The organism is Bizionia psychrotolerans (assembly GCF_001039595.1).
This window is the reverse complement of sequence record NZ_JNGS01000019.1, coordinates 19,220-30,675: the sequence shown is the minus strand read 5'-3', so window position 1 is coordinate 30,675 and position 11,456 is coordinate 19,220. Positions and strand designations below refer to the sequence as shown.

Genomic DNA, 11,456 nt, shown 5'->3' with positions numbered 1-11,456 from the left:
AAAAATGATAGTATACGAACGCGTGCACGCTATTTAATTGATAAAGCAGGTGAAGCCAAAAATATAAAAGTAGAAAGCAATGATAAAGACTATGTGTTTATCAACTTCATTTTAAACAATTTACCTCGTGGATTAATTGGATTACTGTTAGCGGTAATCTTAAGTGCTGCTATGTCCAGTACAGCCAGTGAATTAAACGCATTAGCTTCCACCACGACCATCGATTTATACAAACGAAATACTCGAGAACAAACGGATACGGAAATGGTAAAAGCCTCTCGTTGGTTTACATTAGGTTGGGGAATTATGGCTATTCTGGTAGCTTGTGTGGCGAATTTAGCCGAAAACTTGATTCAGTTAGTCAATATCATCGGATCTATATTCTACGGAAATGTTTTAGGTATTTTCTTATTAGCATTTTTCGTGAAAATGGTGAAAGGTCGAGCGGTTTTTATTGCAGCTATTATAACGCAAATCCTCGTAATAACGTTATTCTTATTAAATCAGTATGAATTCATCAATTTGCCATTCTTATGGTTGAATTTCGTGGGTTGTGCGATTGTTATGGGAATTGCTATGTTGCTCGAATTCTTGAGCAAGAAACCCGTATAAAAAGCATTCTTAATAGTATTTTGTAATTTCTAAACATTCTAATTGTCTAGTTTACATAACTTTTTGTCGTATTTAATTGTCTATATGTAATGTTTACTTTACATTTATTAAATCAATTTAAAATCGACAGTTATGAAAACAAATTATTTGCTACCTCACAAATACAAGGTATTTGGTTGGGTGCTTCTTATTTTAGGTTTAGTTTCGGGTATCTTTTTATACACCACAGATTTCGAACCAGATATGCTTACGGTAAAAGTTTTAAGTATTTACAATGGTGATGCGCTTTTTTCTGGAACAGACGAAGGTTGGTTTAAAATCATTGAAAATGGAATTATTGATGAGCTTTCAGCCATAGCTATTATTATTGGTGGTTTAATAGTTGGTTTCACCAAAGAAAAAGTTGAAGATGAATTTATTTATAAACTCCGTACCGAATCACTGGTTTGGGCAATACTAGTTAACTATACCATTCTAGCTTTTGCAGTTATTTTCGTCTATGACATGCTATTTTTTAATGTGATGATATTTAATATGTTTACACCACTTTTCATCTTTATTATTCGCTTTAATTTTTTAAAACTAAAATCTACAAGCCATGACGAATAACTTAAAAATAGAACGCGCCAGGCATAATATGACACAAGCCGATTTGGCCGAAGCCATAAGTGTTTCTAGACAATCCATTAATGCTATTGAAAAAAGTAAATTCGTCCCGTCAACAGTTTTGGCATTAAAACTTGCCAGACTTTTTAAAAAGCCTGTTGAAGAATTGTTTGAATTAGAATCTGACGATTGAATATAAAAAAAGCGACTCGGTTGTACCAAGTCGCTTTTACATTTTATAAGAAACCAAAAAATTAGTTAGCTCCCCATTCTTTTAAAGATTCCTCATTGAATTTTACATATTGCATGTTACCAGCTTTTTTTGATGCTTCTAAAGATTTATTAGCTAATTCAATAGCACCTTTAGTATCTCCAGCTTTAGCATAAATTAAGGACTGTTGTCTTAATTGGTAATAAGCAACCTCATCCATCATACTAACCGCTTTATCAATCCACTCTTTAGCTTGTTTAATATCTTTACCTTCACTGTAATAATAAGCAGCAGACGCATAATAATCAGCCGCCTTTGGTGAACCATTTAATGCATCATTAATAGACGTTAAAACTTTATCATCTGTTGGAACAGTAAAAGGAACACCAACATACGTATTTTCCCATAACATTTCTAAAGTAGCACCATTCGTTTTAATATTATTAATATCAATAGTGAATGTTTCAACCGTAAAAGGAATTTTATCTGCTTTTACTTTAGCAATAGCAGCTACCTTGCTTTCATCCCATTTTTCTGGAGCTCCCCAGTTTTCAGTATCTGTATAGAAATAAACTTCCCACATAGATTCACCTGGTTTAGTAAAAATAGCGTAAGAACCTGCCTTTAAATCATAACCGTTTATAGAAACCGGATCGCTAAACGTAATGATCGTATTTTTGTTAGCACCTGTTCTCCAAAGAACATCATAAGATTCAAGACCTCCAAATATTTTACGTCCTTTTACTCCTGGACGAGAATATTCAATAGTCACATCAGTTAAACCAACCTTCTGCTCCACTTTGCTCAATGGACTTGGTTGTGGTGTAACAACTTGAGCTTGTATGCTAAACGTTAACACAAAAGCCGCTAAAATTAGTATTGTTTTTTTCATAGTTTTAAATTTATAATTATTTCTTTTTTTTTGAGTTTTCAAAAGTACACCTAAAGGCTTCTATAAGATGTTAACTAAACCTTAAATTTAATAAGCTAGTCTTCAGAATCTATAAAATCCCATCGCTTATAGATACTGCGACGAATTTCGCCAAAATTTTCCAAATGGTTCACATATTGTTCAGTTGTTAAAATCGCTTTTAATTCGCCATTCATTTTTCCTACTAAATGATCAAATTTTTCATGAATTTCATCACGCGTAAATTTCTTGTCAGAATCATTTAAGCGGCTCATATCAAATACGTACTTATTTATAATACGATCATAATCTTCGCGAACTTCTGGTTTTAATTGCATGTCATTCACACGGTCATAAAACCATCTTTGAATATTTGCGCGTTCGTCAACAGTGTAAACAGTATCAACTTTTGAAGCTTGAAGTTCTATTTCTTTTTCTGTTTTATTTTGAGCAAAAGACATACTTACAGCAAAAATAAAAAATCCAATAACTAAAATTTGTTGTACTCTCATTTGTTTCATTTTAATACGAATATACTAATAATAACTATTGAAAAATGTAATAGTGTAAATTTGCAAAAATATTGTTTAACTATTTATAATATTTCTTAAACATTTCGTATCTTTACACAATAAGATAAGTATTATGGCAAAAAAGAAAAACATTACCGAAGACAAGCTCATCTCATTTTACATGGATTACGTTTTAATGCACAATCATGCACCTAAAACTGTGTATGCATTTGCAAAAGACAACAATTTTGAAGAAGCTGATTTTTATAAAAAATTCGCTTCATTTGAAGCTTTAGAGAAATCTATTTTCAGAGTATTCTTTGAAAATACAATTCTTATCTTAAACAAAAGTGACGATTACCAGCATTTTGATGCACGAAACAAATTATTAAGTTTCTATTTTACCTTTTTTGAGAACTTGACTGCTAACAGGAGTTACGTAGTTTATGCGCTGAAAGATAAAGGCATGAAATCCTTAAGTACACTTTCAGAATTACGTCACGCTTTCAAAAAATATATTGACACATTAGATATTGAAACCATAGACATTAAAGAAGCGCGCATTGTAAAAATTCAGGATATCACTAAACAAGAATCATTTTGGATTCAATTAATGATGGTTATGAAATTTTGGTTAGATGATACATCATCCTCATTCGAAAAAACAGATATTTTTATTGAAAAATCCATTCATGCTGGTTTCGATTTAATGGATACCAAGCCTCTAAAAAGCGTTTTAGATTTAGGGAAATTCCTTTTTAAAGAAAAAATGCAATAATTGCCTATGAAAACAATTGATAGTATTCCGACAAGTAAAATACAACGTGCAAGCAAACTGGTAAAAACTGGGGCTAAAGTTGGTGTAAATTATTTAAAATATTATGGTGATAAACTCACTAAAACTGAACTAGAAGCCAAAGAAAAATTAAATCAAAATAATGCGGAAGACATATATGACGGTTTGAAGCAACTTAAAGGAAGTGCACTGAAAGTGGCACAAATGTTAAGTATGGAAAAAAGCATTTTACCACAAGCTTATGTTGAAAAATTCTCGTTAGCACAATTTTCCGTACCACCTTTATCGCCTCCTCTGGTTATTAAGACCTTTAAAAAATATTTTGGTGAATCACCTGATGTTATTTTTGACACGTTCAATTCTACTTCTGTTAATGCAGCCAGTATTGGGCAAGTTCATATTGCCGAAAAAAATGGCAAAAAGCTAGCAGTTAAAATTCAATATCCTGGTGTAGCAGAAAGTATTCAGTCGGATTTATCCATGGTAAAACCCATTGCCATAAAAATGTTTAACATTAAAGGTAAAGATTCCGATAAATACTTTAAAGAAGTTGAAAATAAGCTAGTTGAAGAAACAAATTATATTTTAGAATTAGAACAAAGTCAAGAAATAGCAGAAGCATGTAAGCACATACCCTATTTGAAATTTCCGGAGTATTATCCCGAATTATCTTCAGAGCGTATTATTACTATGGATTATATGACAGGTGAACATTTATCTGAATTTACAGCAAAAAACACCAATCAGGATATAGCCAATCAAATTGGTCAATCACTTTGGGATTTTTATATGTTCCAAATTCACAAGCTTAAAAAGGTTCATGCTGATCCACATCCTGGGAATTTTCTAATTTCTAAAGAAGGCAATTTAATTGCTTTGGATTTCGGTTGTATGAAAACCATTCCCAATGATTTTTATGTGCCTTATTTTGAACTAGCTGAAAAAGAAAGCATAGACAATAAGGATATTTTTCGTGAGAAAATGTTTGAATTAGAAATTTTACGTCCAGAAGATTCTCCAAAGGAATTGGAGTTTTTCACGAATATGTTCCATGAAATGTTGAGTATTTTCACCCAACCCTTTCACACGGAAACCTTTGATTTTTCTGATCCGTCCTTTTTTGGTAGAATAGCCGAATTAGGTGAAAAGTATTCTAAAAATACCGAACTGCGGAAAATGAATGGAAATCGAGGCTCTAAACACTTCATTTATATCAACCGTACTTTTTTCGGTTTGTATAATCTTATGTTCGACTTAAAAGCAAAAGACGTTAAAATCAATAATTTTCATAATTTATGATGACACGTTTTAGCCGCGAGGATATTTCAGAAATGGAACATCTTTATAAAATAAATCTCATCAATAGCTGTTCTGGATTCAAATCGGCCAATTTAATTGGCACTAAATCAGCTCATGGTATTGAAAACGTGGCTATTTTTAGTTCTGTTACGCACGTTGGATCTGAACCACCATTATTAGGGGTTTTTATGAGACCAACCACAGTAGCTAGAAATACCTATGATAATATTAAAGAAACCGGTTTCTATACACTGAATCATGTGCATGACGCTATTATTTCTGAAGCACATCATACATCTGCTAAATATGACAAACGTATTTCGGAATTTGATATGACCACGTTAGTTTCCGAGTATAAATCCGAAATCAAAGAGCCTTTTGTGGCTAGTGCTCCTGTGCAAATGCACATGGAATTTGTGGAGGAATATGATATTAAAGCAAATGGAACCATTTTATTAATCGGCAAAATTAAATCCTTGTATATTCAAAATCAGTTATTAGAAACAGATGGTTTTGTCAATTTATCAAAAGGTAAAGTTGCCGCTATAAACGGATTGGATGGTTACGCAGTTCCAACGCTGAAACAGCGATTAGATTATCAACGACCAAAAATATAATTAAGATATAATAATCATGAAAATTTTTGTAACAGGTGCAACGGGATATATAGGCAAACGCCTGATACCATTACTTGTTCAAGATGGTCATCAGGTTGTTTGTGTTGTTCGCGATATATTACGAGCTGACTCGAATTATGTTGAAGAACCTCATATTGATTTTATTGAAGGTGATTTCCTAAAACCAGAAACACTTTCCAATGTTCCGAAGGATATTGATGTGGCCTATTACTTAATGCATTCCATGTCCAATTCATCTAAAAATTTTGAAGAGTTGGAATCCCAATGTGCTGAAAATTTTAAGACTGCTATTAAACAATCAAAAGTTAAGCAAGTCATCTATTTAAGTGGTATTACCAATGATAGTAAACTATCAAAACACTTGCGATCTAGGCAACATGTTGAAGAAATTTTACAGTCGGATCATTACGCAACAACCATTTTTAAAGCCGGAATTATTGTTGGTTCAGGAAGTTCATCTTTTGAAATTATACGGGATTTAGTTGAAAAGTTACCCTTTATGATTGCTCCAAAATGGCTCGACACTAAAACGCAACCTTTGGCAGTTCGTGACGTTTTAAGTTATCTATCAAAAAGCGCTGGAGATGAACGTTTATATAATAAATCCTATGATATTTTTGGACCTGAAGTACTTTCGTATAAAACCATGCTGTTAGAATTTGCGGCTGTTCGAAAACTGAAGCGCTACATTTTAACGGTTCCAGTTATGACACCAAAACTATCATCGTATTGGCTGTATTTCGTTACATCAACATCTTACAAACTAGCATCATCTTTAGTAGATAGTATGGGAGTTCAAATTATTGGAAACCCAAGTAATATTAACGAGTTGCTAGATATAAAACCACTATCTTATAAAGAAGCGGTCTCTTTGGCTTTTGAGAAAATTGAGCAAAACGGTATTATTTCAAGCTGGAAAGATTCTATGGTAAGTAGCGGTAGACTCAAAAATAGTTTTCATAAATATGTGAATGTGCCGAAGTTTGGTTGCTTCAAAGATTATAAGGAATTAGCGATAACAAACCCAGAAGAAACCATTCGTAAAATTTGGGCTATTGGTGGACATACTGGCTGGTATTATGGTACTTTTTTATGGCGAATTCGCGGATATATGGATAAAATGGTCGGCGGAATTGGATTACGTCGTGGACGAACAAGTCCAACAGATTTGCATGTAGGCGATTCATTGGATTTTTGGCGTGTTATTTTTGCAGATAAAGACAAGCAGAAACTCCTACTCTATGCCGAAATGAAATTACCTGGTGAAGCTTGGTTGGAATTTAAAATTGAAGATAATAAGCTCAAACAAACAGCCACATTTAGACCACGTGGTTTGGCAGGACGCCTTTATTGGTATAGCGTATTACCTTTTCATGGCTTTATTTTTAGAGGTATGATTAATAAAATTGCCACCTAATTGAAAAAATCTGAATTACCAACAAAAACATGTCCTGTTTGCCAATTAACGTTTACTTGGCGTAAAAAATGGCGAAATAATTGGGAACATGTTATTTATTGCAGTGAACGATGCAGAAGACACAAAACACATACACACTAGTTTGGTTTACCACCAATTTACGCATACAAGACAATGCCGTTTTAGCGCATGCTTTACAATTACAAAAACCCGTTATTACCCTCTATTGTTTTGATCCAAGACAATACGAAACAACAGAATATGGCTTTAAAAAAACGGAGAAATATCGTGCTAAATTTACAATTGAAAGTATTCAAGATTTAAATGCACAATTGCAAACGCTCAATATTCCGCTATTTGTTTATCACGAAAAGCCTGAAATAAGTATCTCTAATTTATGTGAAACGTTTCAGATAAATGATATCTGTTTGCAAAAAGAATTTACTAGTGAAGAAACTCGTGTCATTCAAAACGTTAAATCTAAACTATCAAATAGAATAGCTTTCCATGAACTTTATGATCAATTTTTATTTCATCCTGATGATGTCTTGTCGCATTTTGATAACATCCCTAAAGTATTTACCAATTTCAGAAAAGTACTTGAGAAAAAATCTTCAGTGCAACCTGTAATTTCAGCGACTAAACAAAACGTCTTTCCTATTGAAAATGATACAACTATACCAACTTTAGAAGATTTAGGCTTTTCTGTATTCGAGACCCATGAGCATTCGGCTTTTCCTTTTTCAGGAGGCGAAACAGCCGCACAAAACAGATTGCATCATTATGTTTTCGAAACTAAAAAAATAGGTTTTTATAAGAAAACTAGAAATGGCTTGTTAGGCATAGATTATAGTTCCAAATTTTCAGCTTGGCTTGCAAATGGCTCTATTAGTGCACGACAAATTTATTGGGCTATTCAAGATTTTGAAAAACAACATATTAAAAACGAATCGACTTATTGGCTCATTTTTGAATTGATTTGGCGTGATTTCTTTAAATATATTGCTTGGCAACATGGTAACGACATCTTTAAAATTGAAGGCATTAATAAACAATCCTATAAGTGGAAAACAGATTCTGATTTGATTCAGAAATGGTGTTCTGGTTTAACTGCTGAACAGTTTGTAAATGCCAATATGATTGAATTAAACAAAACCGGTTGGATGAGTAATCGTGGTCGTCAAAATGTTGCGTCCTATTTTGCGAAAACCTTGGAATTGGATTGGCGCATTGGTGCTGCTTATTTCGAGTCCTTACTGATAGATTATGATGTGCACAGCAATTATGGCAATTGGCTTTACGTGGCTGGTGTTGGAAACGACCCAAGAAACAGAATCTTTAATGTCAAACTCCAGGCAGATCGTTATGATAGCGATGGCAAATTCCAAAAACGTTGGCTCCAAAACACCTTATTTGAATGAAAACACTCCGACTTATATTAGGCGATCAGCTCAACATAAAACATCCCTGGTTTAAAACTGTTGATGATGATGTATTATATGTGCTTTTCGAAATGCGTCAAGAAACAGATTATGTAACGCATCATATTCAAAAAGTAATTGGTTTTTTTGCTGCTATGCGCGAGTTTGGCTCCAATTTAGAAAGAAATCGACATCACGTCTTGTATTTCAAAATAAATGATGAGAAAAACACACAAAGTCTGACGAACAATCTTGAGAATATCATAGAAGAAAAATCGATTGACAAATTTGAATATCAATTTCCGGATGAATTTAGATTAGATCAGCAATTACATGAATTTACAAAGAAGCTTTCTATTGAAACGAAGGTTACAGATTCCGCTCATTTCTACACAAAACGTGACGAATTGAAAACGTTTTTTAAAGGTAAAAAACAATTTGTCATGGAGTCCTTTTATCGCGATATGCGCAAAAAGCACGATATTTTAATGGCTTATGGAAATCCGGAAGGTGGTAAATGGAATTATGATAAATCCAACAGGAAGAAATGGAAAAATGAACCAGCTATTTCAACTTATAAATATTTCAATAATAATGTTGACGCTATTGTTTCAGATATAGAAACTGCAAATATTAAAACCATAGGAAATTGGCATCAGAAAACCTTTAATTACCCCATTAATCGGGAACAAGCATTAGAACAACTCAAATATTTTTGTGAAAATTTATTAGTTCATTTTGGCGATTATCAAGATGCTATGCGTACAGACGAGGTGTATTTATTCCATTCGCGTTTATCATTCGCTATGAATATCAAATTAATTTCGGCCAAAAATGTGGTAGAAACGATACTGAATTATTACCGAAAACATGAGGATGACGTTGATATTTCGCAAGTAGAAGGTTTTATACGTCAAGTTATTGGTTGGCGCGAATATATGCGAGGCATGTATTGGGCTTTTATGCCTGAATTTAAAGAACAAAACTTCTTAAACAACAAAAATAAGTTAGCTGACTTTTTCTGGACAGGCAATACAAAAATGGCTTGTGTAAAACATGCTGTAACTAATTCTTTAGACAATGCGTATGCGCATCATATTCAGCGACTGATGATTACAGGAAATTACGCGCTCTTAACAGAAACCAATCCAGATGCTGTGGACGCTTGGTATTTAGGGATTTATGCAGATGCCGTAGAGTGGGTTCAACTACCAAACACACGTGGTATGAGCCAATTTGCGGATGGTGGAAAAATAGCAACCAAACCATATGTATCCTCTGGCTCTTACATTCAAAAAATGGGTAACTATTGTGATGGTTGTCACTACAATCACAAGAAAAAAACAGAAGCCGATGCTTGCCCTTTTAATAGTTTATATTGGAATTTTTTAGATAACAAGCGCGAACAATTAGAATCCAATTTTAGAATGAAAATGATGTATGCAATTTTAAATAAAATGAATGCCGACAAGCTTTCAGCTTTAAAAGAACGTGCCACGCATATTATAAATAATCAAGATGAATACTAACCGAAAACCCATACATATTGTCTGGTTTAAGCGCGATTTACGGTTGGAAGATCATGAACCTTTACAATTAGCACTTCAACAAGATGAGCGTGTACTATGTGTATTTGTTTTCGAACAATTATTAATAGATGATGAACACTATAGTGAACGTCATTGGAATTTTATAAAAGAATCTATTCGTGATTTAAACCAACAGTTAGAACCTTATAAAACAAAGATTCTTGCGGTGAATTCTGATATTATTTCAACCTGTAATTTAATTTCTAACACCTATCAAATTAAAACGGTGTATTCGCATCAAGAAACAGGAATCCAAGTGACATTTGATCGTGATAAAACGTTTAAACGCTATTGTAAGAATAATGTCATAACATGGAATGAAAGTATTCATAATGGCGTTGTTCGTGGGCTAAAAAATCGAGAATCTTGGTTTGAAAACTGGAATGCCATCATGGCTGAACCCATTATTACATTTGAAGCCAAACCATCAGCCTTTTTGGACCTTCACGCCATTCAGGAACTAGAAAACCAATGCCAAACTACAGATTTAAAAACACCAACAAACAAACCATTTCAGCAAGGCGGAACAACTTTAGCATTAAGATACCTACAATCTTTTCTGAATTACAGACATAAGAACTATATGTTTCATATTTCAAAACCCGAAAAAGCTCGAAAAAGTTGCAGTCGGTTATCGCCATATATTGCTTGGGGAAATGTATCCGTACGTCAAGTTTATCAAGCCACTAAAAATGTGCAAACTGCTTCCATTCATAAAAAACAATTATCGGCATTTCGATCTCGTTTACGCTGGCAAGCCCATTTTATTCAAAAGTTTGAAATGGAACATATTATGGAAAAAGCTAGTGTTAACAAAGGTTATCATAAACTCAAAAAATCCATTTCTAAAGATTATCAAACAGCTTGGAAAACAGGGCAAACCGGTTTTCCTTTGGTAGATGCCAGCATGCGCTGTTTAAATGAAACGGGTTATGTGAATTTTAGAATGCGTGCCTTATTAGTTTCTTTCTTCACACATATATTATGGCAACCATGGCAAGATGCTTCAAAACATTTATCGCAACAATTTCTGGATTTTGAGCCAGGTATTCACTTCCCACAATTACAAATGCAAGCTGGCGAAACAGGCATAAACAATTTACGTATTTACAATCCAATAAAAAACAGTTTAGAACATGATCCAGATGGAATTTTCATTAAACGTTGGGTACCAGAACTGCGAGATTTAGATTTACCATTCGTGCATGAACCTTATTTAATGACCATTTTAGATCAGCAGTTTAGCAATTTTGAACTAGGTGTTAATTATCCGCTTCCGATAGTCGATTTACAAAAGAATAGAAAACGCGCTAGCGATATTCTTTGGGATATGAAAAAAAATCCAACGGTAAACATGGAAAGTATTCGAATTCTCAATAAACATACCATTGAAAATCGATCAAAATTGCTAAAAAAAGACGATTAAAATCACACTTTCACAAACT

At 33.3% G+C, this 11,456-nt stretch carries 13 protein-coding genes; 11 read left to right on the top strand and 2 right to left on the bottom strand.

All coding sequences use genetic code 11. The features are described from left to right. From GK51_RS02200 to GK51_RS02190, 3 genes are all read left to right on the top strand, one after another. The coding region (locus tag GK51_RS02200; RefSeq protein ID WP_048331472.1) for a sodium:solute symporter family transporter at window positions 1–612 on the top strand (612 nt) is incomplete at its 5' end. Between the two features lie 132 nt (window positions 613–744). Continuing rightward, window positions 745–1,221, top strand: coding sequence for a hypothetical protein (locus GK51_RS02195; RefSeq protein WP_048331470.1), 477 nt, complete (start codon window positions 745–747; stop codon window positions 1,219–1,221). Continuing rightward, window positions 1,211–1,411 carry a helix-turn-helix transcriptional regulator gene (locus tag GK51_RS02190; protein WP_048331468.1) on the top strand — a complete coding sequence of 67 codons (201 nt, stop codon included), beginning with the start codon at window positions 1,211–1,213 and terminating at the stop codon, window positions 1,409–1,411. Before GK51_RS02195 ends, GK51_RS02190 begins: the two co-directional genes overlap by 11 nt. Window positions 1,412–1,472: 61 nt before the next feature. On the opposite strand, the gene GK51_RS02185 is transcribed toward GK51_RS02190, so the two are convergent. Further along, window positions 1,473–2,321, bottom strand: coding sequence for a DUF2911 domain-containing protein (locus GK51_RS02185; RefSeq protein ID WP_048331482.1), 849 nt, complete (start codon window positions 2,319–2,321; stop codon window positions 1,473–1,475). A 95-nt stretch (window positions 2,322–2,416) separates the two neighbouring features. Continuing rightward, window positions 2,417–2,851 (bottom strand): hypothetical protein, encoded by a 435-nt coding sequence (locus GK51_RS02180; protein ID WP_156179537.1) that lies wholly within the window; start codon window positions 2,849–2,851, stop codon window positions 2,417–2,419. Between the two features lie 133 nt (window positions 2,852–2,984). Here GK51_RS02180 and GK51_RS02175 point away from each other — a divergent pair, with 133 nt between their 5' ends. Genes GK51_RS02175 through GK51_RS02145 form a run of 8 tightly spaced genes read left to right on the top strand, consistent with a single transcriptional unit; the run spans window position 2,985 to window position 11,437 of the window. Continuing rightward, the gene (locus GK51_RS02175; protein WP_048331464.1) at window positions 2,985–3,629 is read left to right on the top strand and encodes a TetR family transcriptional regulator C-terminal domain-containing protein; all 645 of its coding nucleotides are present in this window, start codon (window positions 2,985–2,987) and stop codon (window positions 3,627–3,629) included. 6 nt (window positions 3,630–3,635) lie between these two features. After that, window positions 3,636–4,946 (top strand): ABC1 kinase family protein, encoded by a 1,311-nt coding sequence (locus tag GK51_RS02170; RefSeq protein ID WP_048331462.1) that lies wholly within the window; start codon window positions 3,636–3,638, stop codon window positions 4,944–4,946. Then, complete coding sequence (locus GK51_RS02165) at window positions 4,946–5,563, top strand: flavin reductase family protein (protein ID WP_048331460.1); 618 nt, start codon at window positions 4,946–4,948, stop codon at window positions 5,561–5,563. Before GK51_RS02170 ends, GK51_RS02165 begins: the two co-directional genes overlap by 1 nt. Window positions 5,564–5,579: 16 nt before the next feature. Then, the gene (locus GK51_RS02160; RefSeq protein WP_048331458.1) at window positions 5,580–7,001 is read left to right on the top strand and encodes an SDR family oxidoreductase; all 1,422 of its coding nucleotides are present in this window, start codon (window positions 5,580–5,582) and stop codon (window positions 6,999–7,001) included. After that, entirely contained in the window at window positions 7,002–7,142 is a 141-nt protein-coding gene (locus tag GK51_RS02460) for a DUF2256 domain-containing protein (protein ID WP_082132701.1), read from the top strand. Then, a complete protein-coding gene (locus tag GK51_RS02155) occupies window positions 7,112–8,422 on the top strand; it encodes a DASH family cryptochrome (protein ID WP_048331456.1) in 1,311 nt (436 codons plus the stop codon). The genes GK51_RS02460 and GK51_RS02155 overlap by 31 nt, the downstream gene beginning before the upstream one ends. After that, on the top strand, window positions 8,419–9,951 hold the full coding sequence (locus GK51_RS02150; protein ID WP_048331454.1) for a cryptochrome/photolyase family protein: 1,533 nt from the start codon (window positions 8,419–8,421) through the stop codon (window positions 9,949–9,951). Before GK51_RS02155 ends, GK51_RS02150 begins: the two co-directional genes overlap by 4 nt. Then, window positions 9,941–11,437 (top strand): cryptochrome/deoxyribodipyrimidine photo-lyase family protein, encoded by a 1,497-nt coding sequence (locus GK51_RS02145; RefSeq protein WP_048331452.1) that lies wholly within the window; start codon window positions 9,941–9,943, stop codon window positions 11,435–11,437. The genes GK51_RS02150 and GK51_RS02145 overlap by 11 nt, the downstream gene beginning before the upstream one ends. The last annotated feature ends 19 nt before the right edge of the window (window positions 11,438–11,456 follow it).